The sequence below is a fragment of the Streptomyces sp. ITFR-21 genome, from assembly GCF_031844685.1.
GTDB lineage: Bacteria > Actinomycetota > Actinomycetes > Streptomycetales > Streptomycetaceae > Actinacidiphila.
Map to the genome: position 1 here is coordinate 2,805,102 of NZ_CP134605.1, position 15,859 is coordinate 2,820,960.

Genomic DNA, 15,859 nt, shown 5'->3' on the forward strand with positions numbered 1-15,859 from the left:
CGTGCGCTCCCCGGGAACAGCCCGTTGTCCTTCGCCTGTCCAAATGCGCTCCCCTCGCGCTCCCCTTGGCCTCTGCGAGCGTCACTTGCCGAACCGGCGAACCGACCAGAGGCGGGAGAAAAGCAAAAACCCCAGGTCAGTGAGTGTCTGACCTGGGGTTTCGGGGAGCCGCCTTCGGGATTCGAACCCGAGACCTACGCATTACGAGTTGTCCGATCCTGGTCCGTGGTCATCCGCCAACGTCTGTCGTGCCAGCTCGGGTGGCCATACAGACCCCTGGGGACAACCACGGATCTCAGCGGACCAACAGGCGATCGAGACCACAACTGAGACCGACCGGCCTACGCCGCGGGGCGGTCCGCAAGTTGACTCGCGGACCGCCCCCGTGCCCCATAGACCTGGCTAGACGAACTCGTATTGCAGCTCGTACAAGTGGCCAGCCTTGGCCATCACAGTCGCTTCGATGGGCCGCTCATGGGTGCTGTAGACGACCCGGAAGGTGCGCAGAATCGGGAGATCGCTCGGAAGTTCCAGCACCTCGTACTGCTCCTGAGTCGCCACCCGGGCGGAGACACGGTCAACCGTTTGGACCGGCGGATAACCCATCCTCGCCAGCAGCGCGGGCGTGCCGCCACGGATCTTCCGGGGCTCGGCCATCGCTGTTCCGCGAGCGATCTCCGCAGGGTAGTAGGACTTGGCCAGCTCAACCGGCTCTCCGTCGTAAGAGAGCAGTTGCCGACGAAGGAAGGCCGTACCGGTTTCCCCAAGGTCCAAAGCTGCCGCGACCTCTCTAGGTGGCCGGACTTCGGCCACCTCCAAAAGGTCGATGGTGCCGCGCTTTCCTTTGCTGGCCACGACGGTCAGCCATCGGTACTGCTCGTCCGTCGCAGCCGGCTGACCAGTGTCCGCCGGGCGTACGGTCTCCTGTCGATGCTCCCGTACTGTCACCGCTGCGCCGGCGCGGCCGACAACCAGACGCTCGTCCTTGAGAACTTGCAGCGCCTTCTGCACAGTCGCATTCGACGCCTCGAACCGATCCTTCAAGCGCTGAGTTGAAGGCAGTGCTTCGCCCGGTGCGAGATCACCAGACATGATTTCGTCGCGCAGATCCGCCGCGATCCGCTCATGCAGCGGACGGCGATCGACGGCACTTTCCTCGGCTTTGGGCATGTCAGCCAATCCTCATGTCGTAGCGGAGCCGCTGTCCTGAAGCGGGGAACACTGAGACATCGACCTGGAAGGGTCCTGATACGCCTTCGGTCACTCGGGTCATGCACAGCAAGGGTTCGCCTACGGCGAGTTCAAGAGCTTCACGCTCAGCGGCGGTGGCCAATCGGGCGTGCACCTCCTCGTGTACTTGTTTGGGCTCGAACCCCAGAGATGCCAAGAGAGTCACTGCGCCACCCGGGATCTTCGCTGTCTCAGTCAGGCGGGTACCACCCGCGATGCTCAACGGGTAGTACGTGTCGGTCAGCTCGACCGGCGATCCGTCCAGCATCATCACGCGCCGACGTGCCACAACCGCTTCCCCCTCCGACATGCCGAACACTGTTGCCACCTCTCGCGGTGCTGGCACCTCCCCCGCATGGACGATGCGTTGCGAGCCGCGCCGCCCCCTCCTACTGGCTTCCTCGGTCCAAGCGTCCCCCTGGCTGTCGCGGCGGGGTGCCACGTAAGGCATTGACGCGCTGACCCAATCTCCGCTGGTCACAGCGGCTCCTCCTCTGGTCTTGCCTGCCACGAACCTTGCCGCTTTACACGGTAAGCGTTCAGCTTCCCAACCGTACTCCTTGCTACTTTTCGCGAAAAGCGATACGCTCTTCTCAGTTCGACGGCCTGACGGCCACCCGAACCAAGCGCGCCTGAGCGCCCTGTCACGGGGCGGGAGGGGAGCGTTCGCTGGTTGAGAACTGAACAGTGTGCTGTTTGCGCCCCAACCGCCTGCACTCGGGCGGCCCTGGGGCAGTCTCCGACCCTGGCAAGGGTCCGGGAGATCGCCCGGCGCGAGCCGGGCCGCACGCTGCCGCGTCGTGGATTACGCGGTCCGGGGCCACCTACCTCCCCGGGGCGAAATAAGGGGCCTGACCTGCTGATTCCATCGGGAGCAGGCCAGGGATCGCGGCTGCACTACCCCGGCCTTCCGGCCGGCAGGGGTTGGCCGCGGTCACCGGATCACCCGAGATCCGCACCACTGGAAGGAGACCCGTGATGGGTCGCTTATGTACACAGGGCGCCCGCCGGCCGTGACCTGGCCTGCGGGTATTGCCCTGCCCGCGTCGTTCCGTCCGCGCCGGCTGCTGGGTTCTGCTTGGGACTGCTCAGCCGCTTCGGGCCTTGCGTCCGAGCACGCACGGTCCGCGCCGTACCCGATCCGGGGCGGCGCGCGGCCGTGGCTGCTCGAAGCGAACAGCCACAACAGGCGCGGCGCCCCGGGTTGCAGCCCGGGGACGCCGCTGTACAGGTCTCGTCTAGGAGGAACCTGTGTCCCTCAGTTTGACAGATGCTGAGCGCGCGGAGTTGTCGCGCAAGCTTGCCGAGCAGAACCGGCGCAGTGAGAACGGTGGTGGTCGGTGATGGCCGCCGTTACTGACCGGCCGCCGTTGCCGTTGCGGCCTACGCCGCATGAGCGGGACGGCCGTCAGCCGGTCCCCGCGCCTGCCCGTCCGCGCTCGCAGGCGGACAGTCCAATCCGTATCCCGGCCACGTCGCCGAAGCCCCGTACCGGGCTGGTGATGGCCGCATGAACGCCGCTGTGTTCGCCTCGGTGTTCGTGGCTCTGTTCGTTGCGCATTCGGTGGGTGATCACTGGGTGCAGACTTCGGCTCAGTCTGCGGCCAAGGGCCGACCGGGCTGGGCTGGCCGGTTGGCCGGTGCGCGGCACGTGGCCACGCTCACGCTGACCAAGGTGGTCGTGGTGCTGCCGGTCGGTCTGCTGCTTGGTCTGCACCTGTCGGTGCCCGGCCTGGTGGCGGGTCTGGGGGTGGATGCGGTCACCCACTGGTGGGCGGACCGCCGAACCACCCTGGCCCGGCTCGCCGAGCGGCTGGGTCTGGGCGGCTTCTACCGTCTGGGGGCCCCGCGGCCCGGCCACGACGACAACCCGTCGATCGGCACCGGCGCGTACGCACTGGACCAGTCCTTCCACCACCTGTTCCTTGTGGTCGCTGCGCTGCTCATCGCGGTGGTGTGACGCCGGCCTGACGGCTGCCTGATCCCCCGGACCCTGACCGGTCCGGGGGTGAGGGGGAGCCGGACAGACCGGCCCGGCACATCAAGGAGCGATCCCTGTGGCGAACATCCGTATCACCGGCCCGGCCGGCAGCGTGCAGATCACCGGCGACGTGTCCGGCGACTTCACCTACACCGCCGGGTCCACCACCAGCACCGGCACCGACAACGCCGATCAGGTCCACTACGGCACCGGCGACAACATCGGCGGTGACCGTCAGATCCACTACGGCACCGGTGACAACGTCACCTCCCGCTGACCCCTTTCCCCCTTGCCCGGGGCGACCGTGCACACACCGGCCGCCCCGGCTCCTTCCTCCGTTCGGAGACCCCTCCCATGCGTGACTACATCGGGCCTCATGAGGTCCTGAGCACCGACGACTTCCTCGAACTGGCCATCGGCATCGGCACACCGCTAGAGCTGTGGCTGGGCGAGGACGACGAGACCAGCGAGCAGCGCGCCGGCCGTGAGGCCGCGGCGCGCGACATCATCGCCGACGACCCCGCCCTGATCGACCGCGTCACCGCGCTGTCCGCCGACGTGATCGGCCGGACCATGCCCGAACTCCTGAACCTCGTCCCCGCGCCCCGTCCGGCCGCGCCGGTCCGCCGCCGGTCCTGCGGGAAGGAGCGGGCGGCATGAGCACCCCGACGCTCGCCGACATCAGCGCGCCCCTGCTGGCGCTGCGCGTGCTGCTCTCAGAACACGCCGCGCTGCCCGCCGGAATGATCCACGTCCACGCCGTCTTCCCCGGCCAGCTCGACGTGTCGCTGCACGACGACCTGGCCGGCTTCGAGACCTGGCGGACCGTGCTGGGCATCTCCCCGGAGCTGGTCACCTGCCGTACCCAGTCCGACGGCCGCACCTGGGTGCTCAAGGCCGGGACCGACTACGCCGGCGCCCGGATCGAGCTGACCGGCTACGCCGACATTCCGCAGCCGGACGGGGGCGCGGCATGAAGACGTTTACGAGCCGTTCGTTACTGCTGGCTGCCCGCCGGGCGCGGCTGCTGGCGGTCCTGGCAGGTCTGGCGTGGCTGCTGGGTATCCACCCGCCCGCGGTGGTGCGGCTGCTGCTGGTGGCCGTGTTCGGGGTCGCGCTGGTCCTGGATCTGCTCGCCGATGCCGGTTTGCGTCCCGGTCCGGTGCGGCTGACCGGCTGGGGGCGCCCGGGGGGTGAGGGGGAGTGAGCCGCACCGCCAAGACCCTGCTTGTTCTCGCGCTGGTGGTCGTGGTCGGGCTGGCGTTCCGGGTGTCGTGGAACGCTTTGCGCGACATCGCCCGTGCGATCGGCGCGGACCCGTCGGCGGCGCTGCTGTACCCGTTCGTCGTGGACGGACTGATGGCGCTCGCGCTGGTGGCCGCGCTGGTCCTCACCGGCCCCGACCGCCGGTTCGCGCTGCGCGTGCTCGCCGCCTACACGGGCGCTTCGCTGGTGCTGAACTACGTGCACGGACTCGTTCCCGCGCTGCACGCGCACACCGCCGTGCGCATGCATCTGGCCGCGTGGGCGCCCGCCAACTGGATGCTTGTGCTGCTGGCCACCTCGCTGCCGGTGGGGTCGATTTTCTTCGGCTCCGACCTGGTCGCCAAGGTGCTGCACCACCACCCCGACCCCGCCCCCGGCAGCGCTGCCGATCCTGCGGACGACAGCAGGGAAAGCGCAGTTCAGCCCGCGACCGCCCGCGCTGACGACACCACGCCGCAAGTACCGGCTGACGCTCCGGCCGGTGCCGCGCCCGTGGCGCGTCCGCCGACGCGGACCAAACCGGCCGCGGCCCGCGCACGGCAGGCCCCCTTCACCGGCCGCACCGCGCGCCCGGTGCGCACCGACGCCGAACTGCTGGCGCACCTGACCGAACTGCGCACGGGCGCGGCCGGACCGATCTCGCAGCGTGCCGCGCTGGCCGCGCTCGGCATCGGCGTTCCGCGTCTGCGGGCCCTGCTCGCCGACCACGACGCGGGCCTCGACCCGCTGCCGCTGCCCGCGGCCCGCCCGCTGCACCTCGCACCCGACACCGACCGTGAATCCGACCCTGCCGGCGACCAGCTCGCCGCGACCCGCTGAGGAGTGACCATGCCCCGCCGCTACGAGTTCGACAATCACCTGCCCGACCTCCCCCCGCCGACCGCCCCGGTTCCGGTCCACCGGCCCGAGTACCTTCCCCAGCAGCCGGCCGACCCGAACGCCGGTCAGCAGATCATCCACATTCACCAGGCTCCGCCGGACCGCACCGTTCAGCGCCTCGCGCTGGGCTCGGGTGTCGGCGCCGGCACGGTCGCCGCGGGGGTCTACTTCGGCCCGCTGCTGGTGGCCGCTATGACCTCCATGGCCATCGACCTGGCCGTCGTCGCGGTCGTCGTCGCCGTGTCCGGCTGGGCCGTGGTCACCGTCGTCCGCTCCATCGGCGGCCCCGACGGCAAGGCCGCTCTCGACACGGTGCAGCGCGCCCGCAAGCCCCGGGGGAAGTGACCGTGATCCGCACCCACCCCGACGACCCGCCCCTGACCGTGCGGGAAACCGCAGAGATCGCCCGCGTCACGGCGCTTGCCGCGCTGCGCCGCGGGGTCCTGACGAGCCGTCAGCAAAACCGTATCGACCGCATTCTGACCGGTGCCCGCACCCGGGCCGAGAAGGACACGAAGAAGTAGCTCCGCCCCGGAACGGCCGTGCATCCGCCAAGACAACCGGCCGTTCCGGGCCCCCTGTCACTCCGCAGAGAGCAGGTACGTCCCATCATGACCGACATTCTCACGGAGGTGCCTGCCATAGGCACCGTCCACCACCTTGACGACCACCGCCCCGGCCCCGTCCGGCTGACCAAGGACGGCCCGGCGGACACCGAGCCGGACGGGGCCCCGGCCGTTTCGCCGGTTGCGGACGCTGCTGGTGAGGCGGTGGACCGGGCGGACAATCCGCTTGCCGACTGGCTCGCGGTTCCGGACGCTCCGGTTCTGCCCGCGTGGCTGGCCACCCCGGCCGCGCTGCGCGCCAACGCCGGGGCGCTGGTCCGCCTGACCGGCTATCACGCCCGCTACCACTCGATCCGCGTGCCCAAGTACGGCGCGAAGACGGTAGGGCTGGCCTGCCGCGGCGGGTACCGCTGCACGGTCCGGCTCTGGCCGGTGCTGAGCGCGGCCGACCACACCAAGACAGTCAAGGCACTGGCCGCGTCACTGGCCGCCAGGCCCGACGATCCGGCCGTTGCGGTCGCCCACCAGGCCGCGCACCGCGCCCGCACCGAAGCCCGCCGCTACCGCTTCGGATCGGCGGTCGCGGTCGCGGCCGGTAGCAGTCTCGCGCTCGCGCTGGCCGCCACCCCGGTCCTGGTCACCACCGCCGCGCTGCTGCTCGGCATCCTGGCGGTGGTCGGCCGCAAGGGCTCCGAGGTGCCGTTCCTCGACAAGTCCACCCCGCCGCTGCGCATCGACATGAACGCAGCTCAGCTCAACGACGCACTCCGCGCGGCCGGACTGCTCAAGGCGGGCAAGGGCGATGACGAGGGGCCCAAGGTCCGCACGGTCACCGGTCCGATCCGTGACGGCCGCGGCTGGGCTGTTGTCTTCGACCTCCCCACCGGCGGGGGCAAGAAGGCCGCCGACGTGCTCGCCAAGCGCGAGGAGATCGCCGCCGAGCTGGGAGTTGACGAGATCCAGGTCATCATGGCCCGGGTCCGCGCTGCCGGCGGGGGCCATGCGGGACGGGTGAGCATGTGGGTGGCCGACGACGACCCCTACCTCGGTGACCCGACCGGCTCACCCCTCGCCCAGCTCCCGGTGTTCTCGGTGTGGGACCCGATCCCCTTCGGGCAGGACGCCCGCGGCAACCGCGTCTCGGTACCCGTCATGTGGCAGAGCCTGTTCTTCGGCGGCCTGCCCCGGCGCGGCAAGACCTTCACGCAGCGCCTGATGACCGCCGCCGGCCTGCTCGACGCGCACGTGCGGCACTACGTCGCCGACGGCAAAGGCGGCGCGGACTGGATGCCCATGCGGCACGTCGCCCACCGCCTGGTCCTCGGCGCGGAAGACGACGCGATCGAAGCGTTCAAGGCCATGCTCAAGGAACTGCTCGCCGAGATGGAGCGGCGGTTCGCGCTGCTGCGCGGCCTGCCGGTGTCCATCTGCCCGGAAGGCAAGCTCACCCCCGCCATCGTCGTCAAGTACAGCCTGCCCGTCATCTTCCTGACCGTGGACGAGCTGCAGGAGTACTTCACCGCCATGGACCGCGACGACCGCGAGCAGGTCATCGACGACCTGTGCCGGATCGCGCGGCGAGGACCGGCCGCCGGATTCATCAGCAACTACGCGTCACAGCGGCCGGACGCGGAGTCGGTGCCGACCAAGCTCCGCGAGATCATCACCCTGCGGTACTCCACACAGGTCGTGGACCGCGCGTCCTCGGACATGGTGCTCGGCAAGGGCAAGGCCGCTCAGGGCGCCGACGCGTCCGTGCTGTCCGAGGAGCACGTCGGCACCGGCGTGCTGGTCACCGGCCCCGCGTCGTTTGTGACTGTGCGGGCCGACTACCTCGACAACCCCGGCTTCGCCGAGATCTGCCAGCGCGGACGGACCCTGCGGCAGGCCGCCGGGACCCTCACCGGCGACGCGGCCGGCGACATCACCGCCGCCGCCGACCAGGCCGGCGTCACCATCGCACCCGTTCTGTCCGACTGCCTGGACATGATGCGGCACGCCGACCGGATGCACACGATCGACCTGCTCCAGCGGCTCGACAACCTCGACAGCGACACTTACGGCGACTACGACGCCGAACGCCTCGCCCGGGAGCTGGAGGCCGCCGGAGTCGAGCGCACCGGCAAGCAGGTCAAGATCGGCAGCGTCAACCGCGCCGGGTACCGCCGCGCCGACCTCGAAGCCGCCGTGCCCCCCGAACTGCTGCTCGCCGCACGCCCCGCCCCGGGCCCGGTAGACCCCGCCCCCACTACCTGACACCCCCCGCGCCGGGGTCTACCCGGCCCCGGCCGGTAGCGGGGCTCCGCTACCCCGGTAGCGCCCCCGGTAGAGGGGTCCTGACCTGCAAGGTAGCGCCCCGTAGAGGGGGGACACCACACCCCCTCCCCACCCCTCTCAGGCCACCAGAACCAGGAGGGACAGCACCCGTGGCCACCATCCCGGTCTACCGCTACCGCACCGCCCCCGACGGCCTCATGACCCGCCGCCAGCTCCGCGCCCACGGCCTGCGGCCCGGCGGACACGACCCCGTCGCCGAAATCCGCTGGGCCTCGCGCAAAGCACGCCACACCGGCGGACAGCGCTTCGCACTTCTCTACGACCCCGCCCACGCCCGCCCCGTCCGCCCCATGACCCCCGGCCGCTGGCGATCCCACCACACCATGATGCGCGCCCGCCGCACCTGCCCCACCTGCCGGCGCGATGCCGGATACGTCATCCCCACATCGCTCGGCACCTGCGTGCCGTGCGCCACCTGACCGAACTCGACAAGGAGTCTCACTTGACCACCCCCACCCCCAGCGTCGTCACTGCCCTGGCCACCCGCCAGGGCACGGAGGACAACAACGCTGACCGCGCGGCGGTTTTCACCAGCGAGAACGGCCTGACCGCCGCCGCGGTGGTGGACATCAGCGGGCACCCGCCGACCGCCCCCACGGTCGCCCTGCTGCTGGCGGAAACCGCGGTCAGGGTTGCCGCCCAACACGGCGGACGCGCCGGACTCCTGTCCGCCGGCCTGCTGGTTGCCGACGCCGGTGCCGCCGAGGAACCCGAACCGTCCGGGGTCGCTGTCGTCGCCACCGTCCAGCCCGGCGAGCGGGCCATGATCAGCTGGATCGGGGACGCCCACGCCTACGGCTGGGACGGAACCGAACTGCGCCGCTACACCACCCCGCACACCCTCGCCGAACAGATGCGCGTTCTCGGCATCCCCGTCGGCGACGTGGCCCACGACTGGATCACCACCGCACTGCCTCAGGCCACCCCCGCAACGGTCTTGTCCGTGACCTGCCACGACCCCCTGATCATCCTGGCCAGCGACGGCACCGACGCACTCACCCACGGCAACCTGACCGCCCTGGTCCGCCAGCACGCCACCTCCCCGCAGACACTCGCCGACGCCATCGTGAACGCCGTCCCGAACGGTCCGGACGGCTACCGCGACGACACCACCGTCACCGTTCTGAGCATCCCGCCCATCACCCCGCCCCCCGCCGGCACGGTCCAGGAGCCGACGTGACCTACACCCCCGGGCTGATCGTCCGTCACCGCAGGTAGCACTACCCGGGACGGCCGCCGTTCTTTGGCGAGAGAGCGGCCGTCCCGGTTCCTCACCGATCCCGAAGGAACCGGAGAACACCAGCATGAACCATCTGCTTGCCGCCGCGCTGCACAACGCCGCGCTCGGCCGGCCAGTCATCCCCCTCCGCCCCAGAACCAAGATCCCCGCCGTGCACGGGGAACGCACCTGCCCCGGCACCGGCCCGTGCGCCACCGGACACAAGGGCTGGGAGCAGCGCGCCACCACCGACACCGACCGCATCCGGCGTTGCTGGAGCACGGGCCCCTACAACGTGGGTGTGGCCACCGGCCCGGCCGGGCTGCTCGTGGTGGACCTCGACACGCTCAAGCCCAAGGACGAGAAGGGCACGCCTGACGGCGCGGCCAACTTCCTGGCGCTCTGCGAGCGCGCCGGGCAGCCCGCCCCCTCCACCTACCGGGTCCGGACCGCGAGCGGCGGTACGCACCTGTACTTCACCACCCCGCCCGGGGTCCGGCTCCACAACACGGCCGGCACCCTCGCCCCGAAGATCGACACCCGGGGATGGGGCGGACAGGTTGTCGCCCCCGGCAGCCAGACCCCTGCGGGCCCGTACACGGTCCTGGACCCCTCGCCCGTTGCAAACCTACCCGAATGGCTCCAAAACGCTCTGACTGCCCCTCAGAAGCCCGCCACGACCCCGATCCCGCCCATGCCCGCCCGCACCGGGGCCCGGCTCGCCGAAGTTGTCCTCCGCCGCGAGGTGGCCGCGGTCACCGGAGCCGGTGAGGGTGGCCGCAACGCCCAACTGCTCGCCAGCGTGCGGGCGGTGGGCCGGTTCGTGGCATGGGGAGACCTCACCCGCCACACCGTAGAGCAGGCTTTTCAGGCGGGGGGCGAATCGACGGGACTGCCGGCGTCCGAGTGCCGCGCCACCATCCGCAGCGCACTGGACTACTCCCTCCGCACCGCCCGCCCCCGGCAGACAGCATGAGCACCCCCGGACCCTCCCCCCGCCTGAAAAGCCTCACCACCACCCACGACCATCCCGGCCCCGCCCAGCCAGCCCGAGCCACCGCCGGCCGTAGCACGCCGAAGACCGCCGCCCGGCAGGGCGCCCCTTCTGCCGTTCGCCCTGACTCGCACACCGGCCGCGAGCCCCGGGTGATCGCCTGGCTCCGCATCATCGGCGCGCCCGGCCGCGGCGAACCTCCCCGGGCCATCTCGCGCTGCCGGTGCGGTCGCCACCTCACCGCCACCGGACAGGCCGACGTGATCGCCCTGGTACAGGACCACGCCCACCACCGCACCCTCTGCACGCTGCACACCGCAACCGAAAGGAAGCAGGCAGCATGACCAAGCAGCCGCCGAGCGAGAACGGCGCCGCCCTGCTGGACGAGGTGGAAGCCTTCCACCGTCGGTTCAACGTCTTCCCGCTGAACGCCTCGTACGTGGCCGTGACGCTGTGGGACGCTCACGCACACCTCATCGACGCCTTCGACTCCACCCCGCGGATCGCCTTCCTGTCCCCGGAACCGGGGTCGGGCAAATCACGGGCGCTTGAGGTCATGGAGACCCTGGTCCCCAACCGGATGATGGCCGCCAACGCCACCGCCAACGCCATGTTCCGCGCGGTGTCCGCGACCGACACCCGCCCCACCATCCTGTTTGACGAGGTGGATGCCATCTTCGGTGCCGCCGCCGGGGGCGACGAACAACTGCGCGCGTTCATCAACGCCGGACACCGCCGCGGCGCGCCGACGTGGCGCTGCGTCGGCGACGGGTCCAACCAGACCCCTACCGAGTTCCCCTCGTACTGCGCGCTGGCCATGGCCGGGCTCGGCTCGCTGCCCGACACGATCCTGTCCCGCTCGGTCATCATCCGGATGCGCCGCCGGGCCCCCAACGAGGTCATCGAGCCGTGGCGTCTGCGCATCCACGAACCCCAGGGCCACGCGCTGCGCGACCGGCTGGGGAAGTGGGCGGCAAGCGTCCGCAAGCAGGTGGACGGCGCCTTCCCCGAGATGCCCGAAGGCGTCAGCGACCGCCCGGCCGACGTGTGGGAACCGCTGCTCGCCGTCGCCGACGCGGCTGGCGGGGACTGGCCCGAGCGAGCCCGGACCGCCTGCCTGGAACTGGTCACCGCAGCCAAGCAGGACGACAAAGCCAGCCTCGGAATCAAGCTGCTCACCGACCTGCGGGGAGTCTTCAACGGCGTCGAGCGCATGCCGACCGCGCACATTCTGCTCAGCCTGAACTCGCTCGACGAATCCCCGTGGGCCGACATCAACGGCCGGCCGCTGGACGCCCGCGGCCTGGCCAAGCGCCTGGGCGAGTACGTCACCGCGGACAACCAGCCGGTCAAGGCCCGCAACATCAAGACCGGCGACGGGGTCGTGAAGGGCTACTACGCAACCGACCTGCACGACGCATGGAACCGCTACTGCCCTCCCACTCCCCAAACGTCCGCTACCTCCGCTACCGACCCCCTCCCACTGCCCCTGACCAGCAACAACTAGGTAGCGGCAAACACCGGATCAGCCGCTACCTGTCCGCTACCCGCACCACCTTGCCGCTACCGGCCACCGCCGCCCGGTAGCGGCACACCCGCTACCCGCTACCCCATCCGCTACCACAAACAAGCCCCTGACCAGGGTGGTAGCGGAGGTAGCGGAAGTAGCGGACCTGACAGGAAGGGGTCCCCACCCCCGCTCACCTAGGAGTCGCCTCCCATGAGCACCGTCACCACGTCCATCCCCCTCATCCTTTACCGCCCCGAAGATGCAGCGGAAGCCTTGTCGCTGGGCCGTTCCACTATCTACGAGCTGATGTCGGAAGGTGCCCTTCGTTTCGTAAAACGCGGACGCTCCCGGCGAATTCACCGCGACGAATTGGAGCGCTTCGCCGCAAGCCTCACCGAAAAATCCCACTGAGCACAGAGCACCCGGGGCGGGCCGAGAACATCGGCCCGCCCCCCGCATGGAGGAATCGCTTGAGCCCTCGAAAAGCCAACATGGAATCGTCCATCTACCCAGGAAATGACGGCTGGTGGCACGGGCGCGTCACGATGGGAGTCAAAAGTGACGGCAGTCCCGACCGACGGCACCGCCGGGCTAGGACCGAAACAGAAGTACGGCGCAAGGTCAAGGAACTGGAGAACCTTCGGGACAACGGCCACGCACCCAAAGCCGGGCGCAAGCCGACCGTGCAGAAGTGGATGGAGACCTATCTCACCGACATCGCCAGTCTCAAACTCAAGCCCCGATCGCTGGACGACTACTGGTCCAAGACCCGCAACGACATCATTCCCGGGATCGGTCAGCACCGCCTCGACAAGCTCGCGGCCGAACACCTTGAGCACATGTACCGGGTGATGCTCGATGCCGGGCATGCGCCGTCACACGTGCTCAAGGTTCATCGCATCCTGTCGCGGGCCCTTAAGATCGCACACCGACGCCGAATGATCGTGGAAAACGTCGCCACGCTCGTTGACCCGCCGACAGTGGACGAAACCGAAGCGAACCCCTTTACGATCGAAGAAGCAAAGGCATTCCTCGCCGCCGCGACCAAACGCGAGACGTTCATGCGGTGGGTAGTCGGTGTCGGAATGGGTTTCCGGCAAGGGGAAACCCTCGGTCTGCGATGGAAGTACGTGGACCTGGACAACGAGCTGTTCCACCCACAATGGCAGCTTCAACGGCTTACGTGGCGGCACGGTTGTTCCGATCCGCATTCGTGCGGCACCCGGCTGCACCGGTTCGATCCCTGCCCGCCCAGCTGCACCGCACACAAGGGATACACGCGAGGGTGCCCCAGGCCCTGCACGAAGACGTGCACGAAGCACGCGAGCGCCTGCCCCGAGCGTAAGGAAGGGGGTCTGGTCTTCACCCGTCCAAAGACGAAGAAGAGCAGGAATCAGGTACCGATCCCGCCGCCCTTCATTCCCTATCTGCACGCCCACAAGGAACAACAGGAAGCGATGAAGGCCGCGGCCGGGGGAGCATGGGAGGAGTGCGGCGCCGTATTCACTCGGCCTGACGGCCGGCCGCTGGACCCGCGCCGGGACTGGGAGGAGTTCAAGGAACTGCTCGCTGAGGCGGGCATTGACGACCGGCGGCTGTACGACGGTAGCCGCCACACCGCAGGCACGATCCTGAACGAGCTGGGCGTGGACATCGTGACCATCATGGAGATCTTGCGGCACACCCAGATCAGCCAGACCCGCCGCTACGTCAAGGGGCGGTCGCACCTGTCGAAGGACGCCATGAACCGCATGGGTGACACCTTCATTCCGCAGCCCAAGGCCCCTACTGAGACCAGAACTGAGACCGCCGACAGCAAATCGGCCCGAGCGCAGCGACGTCGCCGCATCCGGTAAAGGAAAAGCCCCAGGTCACGGCGAGTGAGTCCTGGGGCCTTCCGGGAGCCGCCTTCGGGATTCGAACCCGAGACCTACGCATTACGAGTGCGTTGCTCTGGCCAACTGAGCTAAGGCGGCTTGCTGGGGTGCTGACACAGGGTGGCAGCAGCAGCGGGGAAAGTCTACAGGGTTCAGGGGGGTGGTGAGGACGGGGTGGGGATCATGGGGAGGCGCTGGTCAGGGGCCTGACGGGTGGAGGAGGGCGGGGGTGCGGGGAGGGGATGGGAGTGGGGCGCGGTGGCGCGGCGAAGGGGGCCGGGAGGGAAAAGGGCGGAGGGAGCCGGGGCGGGCAGGGCCGGAGGGGCGGGCAGAGGGCGCGGGGGCCGGGCAGGGCCGGAGGGGCAAGACAGGGCGAGGAGAGGCTACGAGCACTTCTTGTTGGTCGGGGGGACGTGGCCCTGGAGAAGGTACGCGTTGACGGCGGAGTCGACGCAGGTGGAGCCGCGGGCGTAGGCGGTGTGGCCGTCCCCGTCGTAGGTGAGGAGGTGGCCGGAGGAGAGTTGGGAGGCGAGGGAGACAGCCCAGGCGTAGGGGGTGGCCGGGTCGCGGATGGTGCCGACGACCAGGATCGGGGCGGCGCCCTTGGCCTCGATGCGTTCGACGTGGCCGGTGGCTGGGAGAGGCCAGTAGCCGCAGATGAGGGAGGACCAGGCGAGGGTGGTGCCGAAGTGGGGGGACGCCTTTTTGAAGGCGTGCAGCGCGCGGGTGACGTCGGCCGGTGAGGACAGGGCCGGCGGGAGGTCAAGGCAGTTGACGGCGGCGTTGGCGTACATGAGGTTGCTGTACTTGCCGGAGTCGTCGCGCTCGTAATAGCCGTCGGAGAGCTTGAGCAGGGGGTCGCCGTCGCCGTTGCGCGCGCTGGCGAGGGCGCCGCGCAGGGAGGGCCAGGCGTTCTGGTCGTACATCGCGGCGATGACGCCGGTGGTGCCGAGCGCCTCGGTGAGCGGGCGGGAGGTGCCGGTGGACAGCGGGTGGGCGTCGAGGTCCTTGAAGAAGGCGTCGAGCCGGCTGCCCGCGTCCGCGACGGACTTGGTGCCGAGCGGGCAGTCGGCGCGTTTGACGCAGTCGGCGGCGAAGGCGTCGAAGGCGGTCTCGAAACCGCCGGCCTGGGCGCGGCTGCTCTCCAGCGCGTCGACGGAGGGGTCCATGGCGCCGTCGAGGACGAGCCGGCCGACACGCCGCGGGAAGAGGCCGGCGTAGGTGGCACCGAGGAAGGTGCCGTACGACTTTCCGACGTACGTCAGCTTCTGGTCGCCGAGCAGCGCGCGGAGGACGTCCATGTCCCGGGCCGAGTCGATGGTGGAGACGTGGCCGAGGAGTTTCGCCGAGCGCTTGTCGCAGGCGGAGGTGAAGGACTGGTCCGCGGTGGTGAGTTTGTCGACCTCGGCGGTGTCGTCGGGGGTGGTGTCGACGGCGGTGTACGCGTCCATCTGCTGGTCGGACAGGCACTCGACGGGCTCGCTGCGGGCGACGCCGCGCGGGTCGACGGCGACCATGTCGTAGCGGGAGGTGACCTGGGCGGGGTAGCCGAGAGCCGCGTACTGGAGGTAGTCGATGGCGGAGCCGCCGGGGCCGCCCGGGTTGACCAGCATCGAGCCGAGCCGTTTGCCGGAGCCGGTTTCCTTCTTACGGGCGACCGAGAGCTTGACGTCGTCGGCGGGATCGGGGTGGGCGTAGTCCAGCGGGACCTTCATGGTGGCGCAGTCGAAGCCCGGGACGCCGCAGTCGCGCCAGCTCAGCTTCTGGCCGTAGTACGCGGCCAGGTCGGCCGGGATCCGCGCGGGCAGCGGCTGGAGCGTATCCGAGGCGGCGGATCCCGAGGCGGAAGGCGAGGCGGTGGTCGGCCCGGGCGAGGAGGCGGCGGCCTTGTGACCGGCCTCTCCGGACGAGCATGCGGTCAGCAGCAGTCCGGACACCGCGATCACGGTGGCCGTGATGCGGAGCAGGCGTGTGGCGCGCAGCGGCGAGTGCATCGGCGG

19 protein-coding genes and 2 tRNA genes are annotated in these 15,859 nt (G+C 70.0%); 16 read left to right on the top strand and 5 right to left on the bottom strand.

Going from position 1 to position 15,859, the window contains the following annotated elements; translation table 11 throughout:
* Positions 1-166 precede the first annotated feature (166 nt).
* From RLT57_RS12210 to RLT57_RS12220, 3 genes are all read right to left on the bottom strand, one after another.
* Positions 167-265: transfer RNA gene (locus RLT57_RS12210), tRNA-Thr, on the bottom strand.
* A gap of 137 nt (positions 266-402) precedes the next feature.
* On the bottom strand, positions 403-1,170 hold the full coding sequence (locus RLT57_RS12215) for a GntR family transcriptional regulator (protein WP_311297420.1): 768 nt from the start codon (positions 1,168-1,170) through the stop codon (positions 403-405).
* A 1-nt stretch (position 1,171) separates the two neighbouring features.
* Positions 1,172-1,681, bottom strand: a complete 510-nt coding sequence (locus tag RLT57_RS12220) for a GntR family transcriptional regulator (protein ID WP_311300684.1) — start codon at positions 1,679-1,681, stop codon at positions 1,172-1,174.
* Between the two features lie 1,059 nt (positions 1,682-2,740).
* On the opposite strand from RLT57_RS12220, the gene RLT57_RS12225 reads away from it, so the two are divergent.
* From RLT57_RS12225 to RLT57_RS12300, 16 genes are all read left to right on the top strand, one after another.
* Positions 2,741-3,190: a DUF3307 domain-containing protein gene (locus RLT57_RS12225; protein ID WP_311297422.1), complete on the top strand. Its 450-nt coding sequence runs from the start codon at positions 2,741-2,743 to the stop codon at positions 3,188-3,190.
* A gap of 97 nt (positions 3,191-3,287) precedes the next feature.
* Positions 3,288-3,488, top strand: a complete 201-nt coding sequence (locus RLT57_RS12230; RefSeq protein ID WP_311297423.1) for a hypothetical protein — start codon at positions 3,288-3,290, stop codon at positions 3,486-3,488.
* A gap of 77 nt (positions 3,489-3,565) precedes the next feature.
* A complete protein-coding gene (locus tag RLT57_RS12235) occupies positions 3,566-3,871 on the top strand; it encodes a hypothetical protein (protein ID WP_311297424.1) in 306 nt (101 codons plus the stop codon).
* A complete protein-coding gene (locus tag RLT57_RS12240; protein ID WP_311297425.1) occupies positions 3,868-4,188 on the top strand; it encodes a hypothetical protein in 321 nt (106 codons plus the stop codon). The genes RLT57_RS12235 and RLT57_RS12240 overlap by 4 nt, the downstream gene beginning before the upstream one ends.
* Entirely contained in the window at positions 4,185-4,418 is a 234-nt protein-coding gene (locus tag RLT57_RS12245) for a hypothetical protein (RefSeq protein WP_311297426.1), read from the top strand. Before RLT57_RS12240 ends, RLT57_RS12245 begins: the two co-directional genes overlap by 4 nt.
* A complete protein-coding gene (locus tag RLT57_RS12250; protein ID WP_311297427.1) occupies positions 4,415-5,296 on the top strand; it encodes a DUF2637 domain-containing protein in 882 nt (293 codons plus the stop codon). The genes RLT57_RS12245 and RLT57_RS12250 overlap by 4 nt, the downstream gene beginning before the upstream one ends.
* Positions 5,297-5,305: 9 nt before the next feature.
* Complete coding sequence (locus tag RLT57_RS12255; RefSeq protein ID WP_311297428.1) at positions 5,306-5,701, top strand: DUF6251 family protein; 396 nt, start codon at positions 5,306-5,308, stop codon at positions 5,699-5,701.
* A gap of 2 nt (positions 5,702-5,703) precedes the next feature.
* On the top strand, positions 5,704-5,880 hold the full coding sequence (locus RLT57_RS12260) for a DUF6257 family protein (protein ID WP_311297429.1): 177 nt from the start codon (positions 5,704-5,706) through the stop codon (positions 5,878-5,880).
* A gap of 87 nt (positions 5,881-5,967) precedes the next feature.
* Complete coding sequence (locus RLT57_RS12265) at positions 5,968-8,178, top strand: FtsK/SpoIIIE domain-containing protein (protein ID WP_311297430.1); 2,211 nt, start codon at positions 5,968-5,970, stop codon at positions 8,176-8,178.
* Positions 8,179-8,348: 170 nt separating this feature from the next.
* Complete coding sequence (locus tag RLT57_RS12270) at positions 8,349-8,678, top strand: RRQRL motif-containing zinc-binding protein (RefSeq protein WP_311297431.1); 330 nt, start codon at positions 8,349-8,351, stop codon at positions 8,676-8,678.
* A 23-nt stretch (positions 8,679-8,701) separates the two neighbouring features.
* On the top strand, positions 8,702-9,439 hold the full coding sequence (locus RLT57_RS12275; protein ID WP_311297432.1) for a hypothetical protein: 738 nt from the start codon (positions 8,702-8,704) through the stop codon (positions 9,437-9,439).
* A gap of 124 nt (positions 9,440-9,563) precedes the next feature.
* Positions 9,564-10,454: a bifunctional DNA primase/polymerase gene (locus RLT57_RS12280; RefSeq protein WP_311297433.1), complete on the top strand. Its 891-nt coding sequence runs from the start codon at positions 9,564-9,566 to the stop codon at positions 10,452-10,454.
* Positions 10,451-10,816, top strand: a complete 366-nt coding sequence (locus RLT57_RS12285; RefSeq protein ID WP_311297434.1) for a hypothetical protein — start codon at positions 10,451-10,453, stop codon at positions 10,814-10,816. The genes RLT57_RS12280 and RLT57_RS12285 overlap by 4 nt, the downstream gene beginning before the upstream one ends.
* Entirely contained in the window at positions 10,813-11,979 is a 1,167-nt protein-coding gene (locus RLT57_RS12290; protein WP_311297435.1) for a DUF3631 domain-containing protein, read from the top strand. The genes RLT57_RS12285 and RLT57_RS12290 overlap by 4 nt, the downstream gene beginning before the upstream one ends.
* Positions 11,980-12,192: 213 nt before the next feature.
* Positions 12,193-12,393, top strand: coding sequence for a helix-turn-helix domain-containing protein (locus tag RLT57_RS12295; protein WP_311297436.1), 201 nt, complete (start codon positions 12,193-12,195; stop codon positions 12,391-12,393).
* Between the two features lie 80 nt (positions 12,394-12,473).
* Positions 12,474-13,838, top strand: coding sequence for a tyrosine-type recombinase/integrase (locus tag RLT57_RS12300; RefSeq protein WP_399128531.1), 1,365 nt, complete (start codon positions 12,474-12,476; stop codon positions 13,836-13,838).
* 46 nt (positions 13,839-13,884) lie between these two features.
* Here RLT57_RS12300 and RLT57_RS12305 read toward each other — a convergent pair.
* Positions 13,885-13,958, bottom strand: a tRNA-Thr gene (locus RLT57_RS12305).
* Positions 13,959-14,242: 284 nt separating this feature from the next.
* Positions 14,243-15,853 (bottom strand): alpha/beta hydrolase, encoded by a 1,611-nt coding sequence (locus tag RLT57_RS12310; RefSeq protein ID WP_311297438.1) that lies wholly within the window; start codon positions 15,851-15,853, stop codon positions 14,243-14,245.
* Positions 15,854-15,859 lie beyond the last annotated feature (6 nt).

Bases quoted from the DNA above. Each gene is read 5' to 3' on its own strand.
- RLT57_RS12215 (WP_311297420.1), bottom strand. From the start codon at position 1,170: ATGCCCAAAGCCGAGGAAAGTGCCGTCGATCGCCGTCCGCTGCATGAG.
- RLT57_RS12220 (WP_311300684.1), bottom strand. From the start codon at position 1,681: ATGCCTTACGTGGCACCCCGCCGCGACAGCCAGGGGGACGCTTGGACC.
- RLT57_RS12225 (WP_311297422.1), top strand. From the start codon at position 2,741: ATGAACGCCGCTGTGTTCGCCTCGGTGTTCGTGGCTCTGTTCGTTGCG.
- RLT57_RS12235 (WP_311297424.1), top strand. From the start codon at position 3,566: ATGCGTGACTACATCGGGCCTCATGAGGTCCTGAGCACCGACGACTTC.
- RLT57_RS12240 (WP_311297425.1), top strand. From the start codon at position 3,868: ATGAGCACCCCGACGCTCGCCGACATCAGCGCGCCCCTGCTGGCGCTG.
- RLT57_RS12245 (WP_311297426.1), top strand. From the start codon at position 4,185: ATGAAGACGTTTACGAGCCGTTCGTTACTGCTGGCTGCCCGCCGGGCG.
- RLT57_RS12255 (WP_311297428.1), top strand. From the start codon at position 5,306: ATGCCCCGCCGCTACGAGTTCGACAATCACCTGCCCGACCTCCCCCCG.
- RLT57_RS12265 (WP_311297430.1), top strand. From the start codon at position 5,968: ATGACCGACATTCTCACGGAGGTGCCTGCCATAGGCACCGTCCACCAC.
- RLT57_RS12280 (WP_311297433.1), top strand. From the start codon at position 9,564: ATGAACCATCTGCTTGCCGCCGCGCTGCACAACGCCGCGCTCGGCCGG.
- RLT57_RS12285 (WP_311297434.1), top strand. From the start codon at position 10,451: ATGAGCACCCCCGGACCCTCCCCCCGCCTGAAAAGCCTCACCACCACC.
- RLT57_RS12290 (WP_311297435.1), top strand. From the start codon at position 10,813: ATGACCAAGCAGCCGCCGAGCGAGAACGGCGCCGCCCTGCTGGACGAG.
- RLT57_RS12295 (WP_311297436.1), top strand. From the start codon at position 12,193: ATGAGCACCGTCACCACGTCCATCCCCCTCATCCTTTACCGCCCCGAA.
- RLT57_RS12300 (WP_399128531.1), top strand. From the start codon at position 12,474: ATGGAATCGTCCATCTACCCAGGAAATGACGGCTGGTGGCACGGGCGC.
- RLT57_RS12310 (WP_311297438.1), bottom strand. From the start codon at position 15,853: ATGCACTCGCCGCTGCGCGCCACACGCCTGCTCCGCATCACGGCCACC.